Raw genomic sequence first — 15,256 nt, 5'->3', positions numbered from 1 at the left:
GTAGCCGCTGTGGTTGCGGGATCGGCGGGGTCGGCGACCTCCCCGCCGGTGGGGTGCAGCGCGTCCGGGTCGTGGACGGGGAGGTCCCGTTCGCCGGCCGTGACCGGCCAGCCGAGCGGGTCGGTGTCCCGCCAGAAGTTGGTCCAGCCGGTCCGGCCCGACGGCCCACGCAGCGCGTCGGCCAGCGCCGGCAGCCGGTCCGGCCCGAAGTACGCCGGGAAGACCCGTCCGTACAGTTGGGTGAGCTGGCAGCCGTAGGAGAAGAACCAGATCCGCCGGCGCCAGCGGGCGGGGAGTTGCAGGAGCACCGCCGCGCAGATCACCGCGCCCTGGCTGTGCCCGGAGAGGATGATCCCGTCGACCCGGCGCAGGTCGTGCTCGCCGAGCGCGAGCAGGCCGGCGGTGCGGGTCTGGAGTTCCGGCACCGCCCGCTCGGCGTAGCTGGGCGGGGCGAGGGGGTGCGCGGCCCGGGGCCAGAAGGTGCCGATGTCCCAGATCACCCCGACCGAGCGGCGCACGGTGTCGTTGCGGTAGACCATGAGCCCCACGGCCGCGATCGCCACCGGTAGCCAACCGAGCAGGGTGTCCCCGGCGTCGGCCACCGCCTTGACCACCATCGGCCACCCGGTCACGGTGGCGGCGTCCGGCGGGACGTCGGAGAGGGCGGCGGCGGAGCCGAGGGTGGCGAGGGCGGCGCCCACCGCCGCGTACCAGCCGATGAGGCGGATGGCGTGCTCGCCCACCAGCCGGTGCAGCGCCCGGAACGCGCTCACGTCGCGGCAGCGACGCCGGTCGTGGGCGGAGAGGGCGTTGTCGCCGGGCACCAGTTCGGCGTACTCCTGCCGGCGGAGCCGGTGGAAGAGCAGGCCGGCGCGCAGCGCGACGCCGGCCAGCGCGAGCACCGCGACGGCGAAGGCGAGCCCGGCCCACATCACCGGCAGCGGCGGGACGACCCCGGTCCGGCCGCCCGCCGCGTCGCCGTCGGTGAGCCGGTCGGTGACCCAGTAGAGCACCCCGGAGCAGTACGCGATGCCGAGCAGCCAGCCGAACCCGGCGATCACTGCCGGTCCCCGCCCGCCCCATGCGAGGTCCGGGTGCGGCTGCCCGGGCGCGGGCGGCGCGGCGGGGCCGGTGCGGGGCAGCAGCAGCCCGACGCCGGCCAGCGCGATCGCGGGGATGGTGAGCATCCAGTCGTCCAGCCGTTCGGGTGCCGGTGGGGTCGCGGGCAGCCAGCCGGCGATCCAGGCGACGCCGAGCGGGAGGAGCAGCGCGGCGGCGACCGGCGCGCCCAGCGCCCGTCGGCCGGACCGGGCCACCGCGCCGATGGCGGCCAGCAGGAGCACCTGGCCGGTGCCGTACCAGGCGATGATCCAGTCGTAGCCGGGCAGCGAGTGGTCGTCCAGGCAGCCGGCCGGGGCCGGGTCGTGGACGCATCCGGCCGGTGGGCGCAGCTGCGCCAGGGGGGTACCGGCCGGGCCGTCCGGCAGCAGCAGGAGCAGTATGGTGCCGGTCACCCCCGCACAGGTCAGCACGATGACCGCGACGCTCCACGGGCCGAGGGGGGTGTCCCCGCCGCGGCGACTCAGCCAGGGCCGGCCCAGCGCCACCACGGCGATCAGCACCACCGCGCCGAGCAGCGCCACGGTGGGCCAGGCGACGGCGGCCCGTACGCCCAGCGGTGGGTCCATGGCGAGTACCGCGCCCAGCGGCACGGCCACCGCGACCACCGAGCCGACGCAGAGGTGCAGCACCCCGGCGCGGCGCAGTTGCCCCTCGCCGCACCAGAAGGTGGGGTCCTGCAACGGGTTGGCGCTGGCGGAGCCCTCCTTCGGCGGGTTGCCGTCCGGGGCCGGGTCTCCGTCCGGGGCCGGGTCGGCCGCCGGGCGGGTGGTCGGTGCGGCCGGCATCTCCGCCTCGTACTGGTAGGTCCGCCAGGCGAGCAGGCCGAGCAGCATCAGCAGGCCCAGCGGGATCACCAGGCCGACGGCCAGCGAGTGCGCGCCCTGTCGCCACCAGCCGTGTGCGAGGAACTCCCACGTCCCCGGGACACGGCGCAGGCACTCCTCGTCGACGCACTGCCAGGCGATCAAATCCACGCCGATGCCGGTGGCGGCGAGGACGAGCGTGCCGGTGAGGCTGAGGCAGAACAGCCGGACCAGCCAGGCGGTGATCCCGGACCGGCTGCCCCAGCGCTCCTGGTCCGGCTCGGGCGGGATGCCCGGCCGGGCGTGCAGGGCCACGTTCGCGAGCGTGAACGGCAGCAGCAGCGTCCAGAGGGCCCGCTCGACGTCCCGCGCGGTCCGCGCACCGGAGGTCAACTGCCCCCAGCTGTACGCCTCGACGACCAGCGCGTCGTCCGGCCCGACGTCGGTCGAGCGGTAGAAACCGGTCACCTCGTCGCCGGCGACGAGCCAGGGGCGGGGACCGTCGTCGCCCGGTTGTGGGGCCAGGCCGAGCACCTGGTCCGGGGGAGTGTTGGACACCCCGTGTACGCGCAGTTCGAGCACCCGAGCGGCCATCGGTACCTCCTAGTGATGGCTCCACTACCCAGAGTGCACCCTCCGGCCCTGCTTCGGCCACCCCTGGAGCGAGACGTTTTCGCAGGTGGGTGGCGTGATTGCCGATTTCGGGCGGCGCTCGCATGCGGTCCTTCATGGACGTCGTCAGATGGCGATCCCTGCCCGATCTCGGCTTTCGGGGGAGGTTCGTCGCCTTCCCGCCCTTCACTATGCATACCGAGTATGCAATTCTTCTCCTGTCAATGCGACGCCCATCAGTGATGACGGTTCACGAGGAGGATCAAGTTCCTTCGAAAGGGAAGAAAACCCGCCGGCCTGGCGCTGGCCCTCGGCCTGGTGCTCGCCACGCCCCTGACCACCCCGGCCGCCGCCGCGCCGGCCATGTCTCCCATGGCCGCGTCCCCCGCGACGCTGGCGGCCAACGCGACCGGAGCCGCCGGAACCGGTCCGGCGGAGCGCGCCGCCCGCCGGCCGGCCACCGTCACCCTGGTCACCGGCGACCGGGTCACCCTCACCGGCTCCGGGGCGGTGAGCATCCGCCCCGGCGCGGGGCGCGACGGCCTGCGCTTCCTGGTCCGGCGCGACCGCGGCCACGTCACCGTGCAGCCGCAGGACGCCCTGCCGCTGCTGCGCTCCGGCCGGGTGGACCCGCGGCTGTTCGACGTGACCGAGCTGATCGCCTCGGGCTACGACGACGCCCGCCGCGACAGCCTGCCGCTGCTGGTGTCGTACCGGCCGGGGGACGCCCGCCGGGCCGTCGCCGGCATCGCCGGCACCCGGGTGACCCGCGACCTGCCGGCCATCCGGGGCGCGGCGGTGACGGCCGAGAAGGCCCGCGCCGGCGCGGTCTGGGGCGCGGTGACCACCGGCGGGGTGGCGGCCCGCGTCGACACGGCGGGGGGTGTCGACCGGCTCTGGCTGGACGGCAGGCGCCGGGTCACCGTCGACCACAGCGTGCCGCAGATCGGCGCGCCCACCGCGTGGGCGGCCGGGCTCACCGGCAAGGGGGTGACCGTCGCGGTGCTGGACACCGGCGTCGACCCGGGCCACCCCGACCTCGCCGGCCGGCTCGCCGAGTCGCGCAACTTCAGCGAGGTGCCCGAGCCGGGCGACACGATCGGCCACGGCACCCACGTCGCCTCGACCATCGCCGGCAGCGGCGCCGCCTCCGGCGGGAAGTACCGGGGGGTCGCGCCGGACGCCACGCTGGTCTCCGGCAAGGTGTGCGAGGACAACGGCTGCTCCGACTCCGCGATCCTCGCCGGCATGCAGTGGGCCGCCGTGGACAAGCGGGCCACCGTGGTCAACATGAGCCTCAGCGGGTGGGACACCCCGGAGGTGGACCCGCTGGAGGAGGCGGTGCAGACCCTCACCGCGCAGACCGGCACCCTCTTCGTCCTCGCCGCCGGCAACAGCGGCATGGACGGCTCGGTCGGCTCCCCGGCCAGCGCGGACGCCGCCCTCGCGGTCGGCGCGGTCGACCGGAACGACGAGCTGGCCGACTTCTCCAGCCGCGGCCCCCGCACCGGCGACGACGCCCTCAAGCCGGACATCACCGCCCCCGGCGTGGACATCGTCGCGGCCCGGGCCGCCGGCACCACCCTCGGCGAGCCGGTCGGCGACCGGTACGTGTCGGCCTCCGGCACCTCGATGGCCACCCCGCACGTCGCCGGCTCGGTGGCGCTGCTCGCCCAGCAACACCCCGACTGGCGGGCCGACGCGTTCAAGGCCACCCTGATGGCCGCCGCGAAGCCGCACCCCGCACAGACGGCGTACCAGCAGGGCGCGGGCCGGGTCGACGTGGCCCGCGCGATCGGGCAGCGGGTGACCAGCGACCCGGTGAGCGTCTCGTTCGGCCGGGCGCGGTGGCCGCACGACGACGACCCGGTGCTCGACCGGACGATCACCTGGCGCAACTCCGGGACCGCACCGGTCACCCTCGACCTCACGATCGAGGCCACCGGGCCCGACGGCAAGCCGGCACCCGCCGGCCTGTTCCGGCTCGGCGCGTCCCGGGTCACCGTGCCGGCCGGCGGCACGGCCGGGGTCCAGGTCAGCGCCGACACCCGGGTGGACGGCCCGGACGGCCACCACACGGGCCGGGTCGTCGCCCGGGCCGGCGAAACCGTGGCCGTCACCCCGATCGCCGTGCACCGCGAGGCGGAGAGCTACGACGTCACCGTCAGCCACATCGGCCGGGACGGCAAGCCCACCGGCGACTACGGCACCAGCCTGATGAGCCTGGACGCATTCGGCTTCCCCACCGACCTCTCCGGCGGTGCCACGGCGACCGTGCGCGTCCCCAAGGGCCGGTACGGGCTGGCCAGCTTCATGTTCGCCACCGACGAGGCGGGGGAGCCCGTAGGGGCCACCCTGCTCGCTCGGCCCGAGCTGGTCGTCGACAGGAACCTGCGGATCACCCTCGACGCCCGCGCCGGCAAGCCGGTGGTGGCCACGGTGCCGCAGCGCGGCGCGACCGCCCCGTTGGTCGACGTCAGCGCGATCTTCTTCGGCGCGGACGGCAGCTCGTACTCCTTCGGCGTGTGGAGCGACGGCTTCGCCGGGCTGACCAGCGCCCACCTCGGCCCGGCGAGCACGCCGGAGCGCTTCGTCGCCACCATCGGCAGCCAGTGGGTCGACCAGGACGTCGAGGTCAGTCCGTACCTCTACGCGCTGCTGGAGGCGTTCCCCGGCCGGCTGCCGACCGGCTTCGTCAAGCACTACCGCGACAAGGACCTGACCACGGTCGTGCAGACCTTCCGGGACGGGTACCCGGGGCTGGCGGCCGAACGCATCGTCTTCGGCGAGCCGGAGTACAACACCGGCGGCTCCGCGCTGATCCTGCCCACGGCGGTGCCCGGCAAGCGGGTGGAGCACTACAGCACCGACGCCGTGCGGTGGAGCAGCGAGCTGGACTTCGGCACCCAGAGCGACGAGGGCTGGATGGACGTGCAGGCGTTGCTGGCGTCGCCGCTGACGAAGTACCGGGCCGGGCGGACCTACCACGACACGTGGGGCGTGGCCCCGTACGGGCCGTCGTTCCCGGTGCGGCGCTGGGGGTCCGAGGGGATCACCCGCCAGGGCGACCTCATCGCGGTCGACCTGTCCGTGCACAGCGACGCGGCCGGGCACGTCGGCGGATCGCTCAACGAGCCCCAGTGGACCCGGCTGTACCGCGACGGGAAGCTGGTCGGGGAGAGCGGGTACGCCGGTTACGGCGACTTCGAGGTGCCGCCGGGCGCGGCGGACTATCGGGTGGAGATCCTGGCCAGACGCGACCTCACCGACCTGAGCACCGAGGTCACCGGGGCGTGGACGTTCCGCTCGAAGCACGTCGACGGCGACGACTTCGTGCCGCAGCCGGCGATGGCGGTGCGCTTCGCCCCAGCGCTGCGGGCCGACAACAGCGCCCCGGCGGGCCGTACCTTCGCCGTTCCGGTGCGGGTGGAACCGCAGGACGGCGCGCCGAAGGCGAAGGTGGCCTCGCTGGCCGTCGACGCCTCCTACGACGGCGGCAGGACCTGGCACAAGGCGCAGCTGCGCCGCCAGGGCTCCGGCTGGGTGGCGACGCTCACGCACCCGGTGGGCCCCGGGTACGCGTCCCTGCGCGCCACCGCGAAGGACACCGCCGGCAACACGGTGACCACGCGGGTCATCCAGGCGTACCGGCTGCGGTGACTGGGCGTCCGGGCCCGGCGGTCCCATCCCGCCGGGCCCGGGCCCCGCGCGGTCAGTCGTTGGCGTGCAGGGCGGCGTTCAGCTCGATGCCCCGGCCCGTGCGCGGGCGGGCCTCCAGCGCGCCGGTGACCGAGTTGCGCCAGAACAGCAGGCCGTTCACCCCGGACAGCTCGCGGGCCTTGACCATTCGGCCGTCCGGCAGGCTGATCTTCGAGGCGGCCGTGATGTAGCAGCCCGCCTCGACCACGCAGTCGTCGCCGAGCGAGACGCCGACGCCGGCGTTCGCGCCGACCAGGCTCCGCTCGCCGATGCGCACCTTCTCGGTGCCGCCGCCGGAGAGGGTGCCCATGATCGACGCGCCGCCGCCGATGTCGGAGCCGTCGCCGACCACCACGCCCTGCACGATCCGCCCCTCGACCATCGAGGTGCCCAGCGTGCCGGCGTTGAAGTTGACGAAGCCCTCGTGCATGACCGTGGTGCCGGCGGCCAGGTGGGCACCGAGCCGGACCCGGTCCGCGTCGGCGATCCGCACGCCGGAGGGAACCACGTAGTCGGTCATCCGGGGGAACTTGTCCACCCCGTACACGGCCAGGTGGCGGCCGGCGGCCCGCTCGATCACCCGCAGCTCGTCCACCCGCTCCGGCGGGCACGGCCCGGCCGACGTCCAGGCCACGTTCGCCAGCTTGCCGAAGATGCCGTCGAGGTTCAGCTCGTTGGGTCGCACCAGGCGGTGGGAGAGCAGGTGCAACCTCAGGTACGCGTCCGGAGCGTCCTTGATCGGGTCGTCCAGCGAGCCGATCACGGCGACCACCTGGACGGTACGCAGACCCGGCAGTGACCGCTCGCCGACCACCCCCGGCGGCAGGTCAAGCACGTCCGCCTCGTCCTCGCCCGGGACCAGCGGCAGCTCGCCGAGCCCCAGCTTGCCCGTCGGGTACCAGGTGTCGAGCACCTGCTCGTCAGCGGTGATGGTGGCGAGGCCGATGCCCCACGCAGGCTGTGCAGTCGTCACGTGTGTGACGGTACCGTGCGAACCATGGAGAACCCGCTGACCCCCGAGGTCCTCGCCGATCCGGTGGCGCTGACCCGTGCACTGGTCGACATAGAGTCCGTCTCCCTGAACGAGAAGGCGATCGCCGACTGCGTCGAGGAGGTGCTGCGCGGGGTGCCGCACCTAACCACGTTTCGGCACGGCAACACCGTGATGGCGCGTACCGACCTCGGGCGGACCGCCCGGGTGGTGCTCGCCGGGCACCTGGATACCGTCCCGCTCAACAACAACTTCCCGTCGACCATGCGCGGCGACCTCATGTACGGCTGCGGCACCTCCGACATGAAGTCGGGCGTGGCGTATGCGCTGCACCTGGCGGTCACCCTGCCCGAGCCGCGCTACGACGTGACCTACTTCTTCTACGAGGCGGAGGAGATCGAGTCGAAGTACAACGGCCTCTTCCTGGTCGCCGACGCGCACCCGGAGTGGCTCCAGGCGGACTTCGCGGTGCTGCTGGAGCCGACGTACGGGATCGTCGAGGCCGGCTGCCAGGGGACCATGCGGTCGGTGGTGACCACCACCGGGGTCCGGGCCCACTCGGCGCGCTCCTGGCGCGGGGTGAACGCCATCCACGGTGCCGGCGAGGTGCTGCGCCGTCTGTCCGCGTACGAGGCGCGGCGGGTCACCATCGACGGCTGCGACTACCGCGAGGGCATGAACGCGGTCCGGATCAACGGCGGCGTCGCCGGCAACGTGGTGCCGGACCGGTGCGAGGTCGAGGTGAACTACCGGTTCGCGCCGGACCGGACGCCGGCCGAGGCCGAGGCGCACCTGCGTGAGGTCTTCGACGGCTTCGAGCTGCGGGTGACCGACGTGGCCGCCGGGGCGGCCCCCGGGCTGGAGGCGGCCCCGGCGAAGGAGTTCCTGGCGGCCGTCGGTGCCGCGCCGATCGGCAAGCTCGGCTGGACGGACGTGGCCCGGTTCGCCGCGATGGGCATCCCCGCGCTGAACTTCGGCCCGGGCGACCCCAACCTGGCCCACCACCCCGACGAGCACGTCGAGATCGGCAAGATCCGCGACGGTGCGGCCACCCTGCACCGCTGGCTCGCCCCCGTCTGACGGCCCACCCGGGGGCGCTGCGGGGCGACCCACGTCACCGGGCTTCGGGGCGGTCCAGGCCGGGGGGGGGCGGCCCGCGTCAGCGCGCTGCGGTGGGCGGGCCGCCCCGGCGAGGTGCGTCGGTCGGCCCCTGCCGAAGGCCCGGCCGGTGGCGGTCAGGCGGTCGGGGTCAGGGACGACTCGGGGCGGGCGTCGGTCGGGTCGCCCGTGAGGTCGACGACGGTGGCTTCCATCTGCCGGGCGCGGCGGCGCTCGGCCACCACGTCCCGGATCCGTCGCTGCATCTGCCGACGGATCCGGATCATCTCGCTGTTGCTGATCACGCTGGCTCCTCCCCCGAAGGCGCGCGCCGGGGCATACCCGGTATACGAATGGTAAGACGTACGTGCGACCGAATTAGTTGCCCTGGTCGCGGAAAATTTCTCCGACCCGTCCCTGGGTGCGGGGCGCCGCGCCGTGCGACCGCCTCTCTACTACCGTTGCTCCCATGAACGACACCAGCGGGCGGGGTTCGGGCCGTGAGCCGGGGCGGGAGCGGCACCGGGGTGCGGTCACGCTGCGTCGCGGCGCCATCCCCGCCAGTACCGCCGATCAGCGGCTGCTGGACTCTCGAACCCGCGGCGACTGGAAGACGAAGGACGCCTGGCGGGCGCTGCGCATCCTGTCCGAGTTCGTGGAGGGCTTCGACACCCTGGCCGATCTGCCGCCTGCGGTCAGCGTCTTCGGCTCCGCCCGGAGCAAGCCGGACAGCCCCGAGTGCCGGCTGGCCGAGGAACTGGGCGCCGCCCTGGCCCGCGCCGGGTACGCGGTGATCACCGGCGGCGGGCCGGGCGTGATGGAGGCGGCCAACCGGGGCGCCAGCGAGGCAGGCGGGCTCTCCGTCGGGCTCGGCATCGAGCTGCCCTTCGAGCAGGGCCTCAACGACTGGGTCGACCTGGCCATCGACTTCCGGTACTTCTTCGCCCGCAAGACCATGTTCGTCAAGTACGCCCAGGCGTTCGTGGTGCTGCCCGGCGGGTTCGGCACCATGGACGAGCTGTTCGAGGCGCTGACGCTGGTGCAGACCGGCAAGGTCACCCGGTTCCCGGTGGTGCTGATGGGCACGGAGTACTGGCGGGGCCTGCTCGACTGGCTGCGCGACACGATGGCCGCCGACGGCAAGATCGGCCCGGTCGACCTGGAGCTGATCTGCCTCACCGACGACGTCGACGCGGCCGTACGGCACATCGCGGACGCCGAGGCGGCGCTCTCCGCCGAGCAGGAGGCGGTCCGCGCGGAGGCCGTCGGGCGCGCCGGGGCGGACCAGCGGGCCGCCGCCGAGCCGGCCCGGGAGGACTGAGCGGATGGCCGCGATCTGCGTGTTCTGCGCGTCCTCCCGCACGCTCGACCAGCGCTGGCTGGACCTCGCCGCCGAGGCCGGCCGGGAGCTCGCCCGGCGGGGGCACACCCTGGTCAGCGGCGGCGGCTGCGTCGGGATGATGGGCGCGCTGGCGGACGGGGCCCGGTCCGCCGGCGGCCGTACCGTCGGGGTGATCCCGCAGTCCCTGGTCGACCTGGAGGTCGCCGACCTCGCCTCGGACGAGCTGCTGGTCACGGCCAGCATGGCCGACCGCAAGACCCTCATGATCGAGAAGTCGGACGCGTTCCTCACCCTGCCCGGCGGGCTGGGCACCCTGGACGAACTGTTCGAGGTGTGGACCACCGCGACCCTCGCCCTGCACGCCAAGCCGATGGTGCTGGTCGACGCGGACGGCTTCTACCGCCCCATGCTCGACTGGCTCACCACCCTCACCGCCCGCGACTTCGTCAAGCCGGCGGGTCACTCCCTCCTCCTGGTGGCCGACTCCCTCCCCGCAGCCCTGGACACCCTGGAATCCCACCTCCCCTGACCCCCACCCCTTTCCCGGCGGCCGGGGGAGGGGCGGGTGTCGGTGGGGCGTGGTGGGATGGGGGGATGCAGGCGTACCGGCTGGTGCGCCGGCCTGTCGAGGCGGCCCGGGGGGGCCGTCGGTCCGGTGGGACGGCGTGGGGGGACGGTCGGCCCGAACGGGTGGCCGAGGCGGAGCGTCGGGCCGGGGGGCCGGGCGAGGATGGCGCGCGGGGCGACGGGCCTGGCGACGCGGGTGCCGGCGCGCGGGAGGCCGGGGCGGGTCGGCCCTGGGGTGACGGGTGGCGGGACGACCCGGCACAGGCCGAGGTCGTGGCGCACACCGACGGGCCGCTGCTGGTCGTGGGCGGGCCGGGGACCGGCAAGAGCAGCGTTCTGGTGGAGGCAGTCTCCGCCCGGGTGGCCGAGGGGGTCGACCCGGAGCGGGTCCTGGTGCTCACCTTCGGCCGGCGGCAGGCCACCGACCTGCGCCGCCGGATCGAGGCCCGGGTGGCCGGCGACGGGCACCGGGTGCTGCGCGAGCCGCTGGTGCGCACCTTCCCGGCGTACGCGTACGGGCTGCTGCGGCGGGCCGCCGCCGAGCGGGGCGAGCCGTCGCCGCGCCTGCTCACCGGCCCCGAGCAGGATCTGATCATCCGGGAGCTGCTGGACGTGGTCGGCGAGGAGCCCGACGACGACCCGGTCGGCTGGCCGGAGGAGCTGCGCCCCGCCCTGCGTACCCGGGCGTTCGCGGCCCAGCTCCGTGACCTGCTGATGCGGGCGGCGGAGCGCGGGGTGGGCCCGGTGGAGCTGGCCCGGCTGGGCGAGCGGCTGGGCCGCGCCGACTGGCCGGCCGCCGCGCGCTTCCTGCGGGAGTACGTGGCCGTGCTCGCGCTGCGCGACGTCAGCAACCGCGGCTCGATCGCGTACGACCCGGCGGAGCTGGTTCGGGCCGCCACCGGCCTGCTGCTCGACGACCCGGAGCTGCTGGAGGCCGAGCGCCGCCGCCTGGCCCACGTCTACGTCGACGAGCTGGCCGACACCGACCCCGCCCAGCTCGACCTGCTCGCCGTGCTGGCCGGCGGCGGAAAGTCCCTGGTCGCGTTCGCCGACCCGGACTCCGCCACGTACGCGTTCCGGGGCACCGACCCGGCCGGGGTGGCCGCCTTCCCGCACCGCTTCCGCACCGCCTCCGGGGCCCCGGCCGCCCAGGTCGTGCTGACCACCTCGTACCGGGCCGGGCCGGGGCTGATCGCCGCGACCCGGCGGCTCGCCGGCCGGCTGCGCGGCCCGGCCGCCCACCGCAGGCTGTGTCCGCTGCCCGACGCCCCGCCGGGCACGGTGCAGGTGCGCACCTTCCGCTCGGCCACCAGCGAGGCCGCCTGGCTGGCCCAGGCGCTGCGCGCCGCGCACCTGCTCGACGGGGTGCCGTGGTCGCGGATGGCGGTGCTGGTGCGCTCGACCGCCCGGCAGTTGCCGTCGCTGCGTCGGGCCCTGCACACGGCCGGGGTGCCGACCGTGGTGCACGGGGAGGACCTGCCGCTGCACCTCCAGCCGGCGGTCGCACCGCTGCTGCTCCTGCTGCGCTGCGCCTTGGAGCCGGCCCGGCTGGACGAGGAGTCGGCGGTGGCGCTGCTGCACTCGCCGCTGGGCGGGGCCGACCCGCTGGCCGAGCGGCGGCTGCGCCAGGGGCTGCGGGCGATCGCGCTGGCTGCGGGGGACCGCCGCCCATCCGGGGAGCTGATCGTGGACGCGCTGCGCGACCCGGAGGAGCTGTCCGGGATCGACCGGCGCTGGGCGGAGCCGGCGCAGGCGGTCGCCGGCCTGCTCGCCATCGCCCGGGAGGCGGCCCAGCGGCCGGGGGCCACCGCCGAGGACGTGCTCTGGGCGGTGTGGGACGCCAGCGGGCTGGCCGAGCGCTGGGCCGGCGCGATCACCCTCGGCCGGGCGGCGACCGGGGAGCACGAGACGGCGCGGCGGTGGCGCGCCGAGGCCGCCGACCGGGACCTCGACGCCGTGCTGGTGCTCTTCGACGCGGCGGCCCGGTTCGCCGACCGGCTGCCCGGCGCGCGCACCGAGGTCTTCCTCGACCACGTGCTCGGTCAGGACCTGCCGGCGGACACCCTGGCACCGACGGCGGACCGGGGCGAGGCGGTACGGCTGCTCACCGCGCACGCCGCCAAGGGGCTGGAGTGGGACCTGGTCGCCGTCGCCGGGGTGCAGGAGGGTGTCTGGCCGGACCTGCGGCTGCGCGGCAGCCTGCTCGGCTCCGAGCGGTTGGTGGACGTGCTCGCCGGCCGCGACTCCGGCGACGGCGGGCGGGCGGTCCTCATCGGGCAGACCTCCGCCCTGCTCGACGAGGAGCGCCGGCTCTTCCACGTGGCGGTGACCCGGGCCCGCCGCCGGCTGCTGGTCAGCGCGGTCGCCTCGGCCTCGGTCGGCGGCGACGACCACGAGGAGCAGCCCAGCCGGTTCCTGTACGAGCTGGATCCGACCCGGCCACCGGGAAAGGGCGACGGCGCACCGGGACACGGCGACGACCCGGACGGCGGCCCGGAGGGGACCCCGGACGGCAGCTCCGGCCGCGGCCCTGCGGAGGGTGGTGGCCCGGGGACCGCCGGCCAGGCCGAGGGTGGCGACCCGGGGGCCGGTGCGCCGGTCGAGGGCGGGGTAGAGCCCGGCCGGGGGACGCTGCCGGTGGCCGGGCCGCCCCGGGCGCTGACCCTGCCGGCGCTGGTCGCGGAGCTGCGTACCGCTGTGGCCGACCCGGCGACGCCGTACCACCGGCGTAGCGCGGCGGCGGCCGAGCTGGCCCGCCTCGCCGCCGCCGGGGTGCCCGGCGCGCACCCGGACGACTGGTGGGGGCTGCGCGGCCTCTCCGACGACCGGCCGTTGGTCGACGAGGGGGAGCCGGTGCGGGTCACCCCGTCGGGGATGGAGAGCGCCCTGCGGTGCAGCCTGCGCTGGCTGTTGGAGCGGCACGGCGGCAGCGGCCCGGCCAGCGCCGCGCAGGGCGTGGGCAACCTGGTGCACGCCGCCGCGATGCTGGCCGAGGACGCCAGCGCCGACCGGTCCGCCCTGCTGGAGTACGTGGCGGCCCGGTTCGACGCGATCGAGTTGGCCGCCCGGTGGATGGTGGGCCCGGAGCGTGAGCGCGCCGAGGCGATGGTGGACAAGCTGCTGCGCTGGCTGGCCGGCAACCCGCGCCGGTTGCTGGCCATCGAGCACGAGTTCGCCGTGCGGCTGGACGACCCGCACCGACCGGTCGAGCTGACCGGCCGGGTGGACCGGCTGGAGGTCGACGCCGACGGCCGGCTGGTGGTGGTCGACCTGAAGACCGGCAAGTCCACCGTGGTCACCGAGCGGGAGATCGGCGAGCACCCGCAGCTCGGGGCATACCAGGCGGCGGTCGAGGCGGGGGCGTTCGCCGAGTTCGGCGACGAGTCCGGCGGGGCGGCCCTGGTGCAGCTCGGCACCGGTGCGCGGGACGCCCGGGAGCAGAGCCAGCCGGCGGCGGGGCAGGGGCCGGCGGCCGGCTGGGCGACCGCGCTGGTCCGGCGCACCGCGGATACGATGGCCGCCGCCACCTTCGCCGCGGTCGCCAACTCGAAGTGCCGGGTCTGCCCGGTGCGCACGAGCTGCCCGGTGTCCGGGCAGGGGCGCCAGGTCGTCGAGCCGCCGACCCCCCGCCGCCCGGAGAACCCGTGACCCAGCCCGCCCTGTTCAGCGCCGCGACCCCGGCGCCCCGGGCCGCCGACTCCGGCCCCCGGTACACGCCGGTCGAGCTGGCGAAGCTGCTCCGGCTGCCCGCACCCACCCGGGAACAGGCGGCGATCATCGCCGCGCCGGTCGAGCCACTGCTGGTGGTCGCGGGGGCCGGGTCGGGCAAGACCGAGACGATGGCCGCCCGGGTGGTCTGGCTGGTCGCCAACGCGTACGTCCGGCCGGAGCAGGTCCTCGGCCTGACGTTCACCCGCAAGGCGGCCGGCGAACTGGCCCACCGGGTGCGTACCCGGCTCGACCAACTGGTGCGCCGGCTCGGGCGGCGGGGTCGGGACCCGCTCGACGACCCCCTGACCGGTGAGCCGACGGTGTCCACCTACCACTCGTACGCCGGGCGGATCGTCACCGAGCACGGGCTACGCGCCGGGTACGAGCCGTCCACCCGGCTGCTCACCGAGGCGTCCCGCTGGCAACTCGTGGACATGCTGGTGCGCAACTACGACGGCGACATGACCGGCGTGGACCGGATGCCCAGCACGATCACCGACGCGGTGCTGGCCCTGGCCGGCGAGCTGGACGAGCACCTGGTCGACCCGGACGCCCTGGCCGCCTGGACGGGCCGGTTCTTCGCCGACGTGCAGTCCCGCCCCGGCCGGGTGTACGCCGACGTGCGCAGGGCGCTCGCCCTCCAGCAGACCCGGCTCAAGCTGCTTCCGCTGGTCCGCGCGTACGGCCGGCGCAAGGACGACTTCGAGGCGATGGACTTCGCCGACCAGCTCGCCCGGGCGGCCCGGGTGGCCCGGGACCACCCGGCGGTCGGCGCGATCGAGCGGGACCGGTTCCGGGTGGTGCTGCTCGACGAGTACCAGGACACCAGCCACGCCCAGGTGGTGCTGCTCAACGTGCTGTTCGGGGGCGGCCACCCGGTGACCGCCGTCGGCGACCCCTGCCAGTCGATCTACGGCTGGCGCGGGGCCAGCGCGGGCACCCTGGACCGCTTCCCGGCCGAGTTCGCCCGCGCCGACGGCACGCCCGCCGCCGTGCTGGGCCTCACCACGAGCTGGCGCAACCGCCCGGAGATCCTGGGCGTGGCGAACGCCCTGGCCACCCCGCTACGGGCGGCGGGCGCCCGGGTGCCGGAGCTGCACGCCGCGCTCAGCGTCGCCGACCCGATTCCGCACCGCACGCCGGGCGGCCTGGCCGCCGGCACCGTGCACTGCGCGCTCCTGCCGACGTACGCCGACGAGGCCGACTGGATCGCCGACAGCGTCCTCGCGGCCTGGCGCGGGGCGGCCCGGATGCCGGGGGCGCTGCCCGAGCACATCCCCGATAACACAGCACCGGCCCACCACCGCCGTG

The 15,256-nt window shown here is 75.5% G+C and carries 9 protein-coding genes; 6 read left to right on the top strand and 3 right to left on the bottom strand.

The features are described from left to right. Positions 1 to 2,519, bottom strand: a 2,519-nt coding sequence (locus MCAG_RS33585) for a hypothetical protein (RefSeq protein ID WP_050777924.1), incomplete at its 3' end; no start/stop codon positions are given. 336 nt (positions 2,520 to 2,855) lie between these two features. Between MCAG_RS33585 and MCAG_RS10070 the strand changes: the two genes are divergently transcribed. Further along, positions 2,856 to 6,197, top strand: coding sequence for a S8 family serine peptidase (locus MCAG_RS10070; RefSeq protein WP_036373021.1), 3,342 nt, complete (start codon positions 2,856 to 2,858; stop codon positions 6,195 to 6,197). 52 nt (positions 6,198 to 6,249) lie between these two features. Here MCAG_RS10070 and dapD read toward each other — a convergent pair whose 3' ends face one another. Next, on the bottom strand, positions 6,250 to 7,209 hold the full coding sequence (gene dapD / locus MCAG_RS10065; protein WP_007072856.1) for a 2,3,4,5-tetrahydropyridine-2,6-dicarboxylate N-succinyltransferase: 960 nt from the start codon (positions 7,207 to 7,209) through the stop codon (positions 6,250 to 6,252). Between the two features lie 24 nt (positions 7,210 to 7,233). Between dapD and dapE the strand changes: the two genes are divergently transcribed. Continuing rightward, positions 7,234 to 8,307 carry a succinyl-diaminopimelate desuccinylase gene (gene dapE, locus MCAG_RS10060; RefSeq protein ID WP_007072855.1) on the top strand — a complete coding sequence of 358 codons (1,074 nt, stop codon included), beginning with the start codon at positions 7,234 to 7,236 and terminating at the stop codon, positions 8,305 to 8,307. Positions 8,308 to 8,462: 155 nt separating this feature from the next. Here dapE and MCAG_RS33580 read toward each other — a convergent pair whose 3' ends face one another. Beyond that, positions 8,463 to 8,630: a hypothetical protein gene (locus MCAG_RS33580; protein WP_007072854.1), complete on the bottom strand. Its 168-nt coding sequence runs from the start codon at positions 8,628 to 8,630 to the stop codon at positions 8,463 to 8,465. A 164-nt stretch (positions 8,631 to 8,794) separates the two neighbouring features. On the opposite strand from MCAG_RS33580, the gene MCAG_RS10055 reads away from it, so the two are divergent. The 4 genes from MCAG_RS10055 to MCAG_RS10040 all read left to right on the top strand — a co-directional run. Beyond that, entirely contained in the window at positions 8,795 to 9,646 is an 852-nt protein-coding gene (locus tag MCAG_RS10055) for a TIGR00730 family Rossman fold protein (RefSeq protein WP_007072853.1), read from the top strand. 4 nt (positions 9,647 to 9,650) lie between these two features. Then, complete coding sequence (locus MCAG_RS10050) at positions 9,651 to 10,196, top strand: TIGR00730 family Rossman fold protein (protein ID WP_007072852.1); 546 nt, start codon at positions 9,651 to 9,653, stop codon at positions 10,194 to 10,196. 65 nt (positions 10,197 to 10,261) lie between these two features. Beyond that, the gene (locus MCAG_RS10045) at positions 10,262 to 13,882 is read left to right on the top strand and encodes an ATP-dependent DNA helicase (protein ID WP_036373019.1); all 3,621 of its coding nucleotides are present in this window, start codon (positions 10,262 to 10,264) and stop codon (positions 13,880 to 13,882) included. Continuing rightward, positions 13,879 to 15,256: ATP-dependent helicase (locus MCAG_RS10040; protein WP_369751312.1), on the top strand; the 1,378-nt coding region annotated here is incomplete at its 3' end. The genes MCAG_RS10045 and MCAG_RS10040, both read left to right, overlap by 4 nt.

Source organism: Micromonospora sp. ATCC 39149, from assembly GCF_000158815.1.
GTDB lineage: Bacteria > Actinomycetota > Actinomycetes > Mycobacteriales > Micromonosporaceae > Micromonospora.
The sequence above is the reverse complement of the archived record's forward strand: the minus strand, read 5'-3'. Positions and strand labels throughout refer to the sequence as shown.

Bases quoted from the DNA above. Each gene is read 5' to 3' on its own strand.
- dapE (WP_007072855.1), top strand. From the start codon at position 7,234: ATGGAGAACCCGCTGACCCCCGAGGTCCTCGCCGATCCGGTGGCGCTG.
- MCAG_RS10055 (WP_007072853.1), top strand. From the start codon at position 8,795: ATGAACGACACCAGCGGGCGGGGTTCGGGCCGTGAGCCGGGGCGGGAG.
- MCAG_RS10050 (WP_007072852.1), top strand. From the start codon at position 9,651: ATGGCCGCGATCTGCGTGTTCTGCGCGTCCTCCCGCACGCTCGACCAG.
- MCAG_RS10045 (WP_036373019.1), top strand. From the start codon at position 10,262: ATGCAGGCGTACCGGCTGGTGCGCCGGCCTGTCGAGGCGGCCCGGGGG.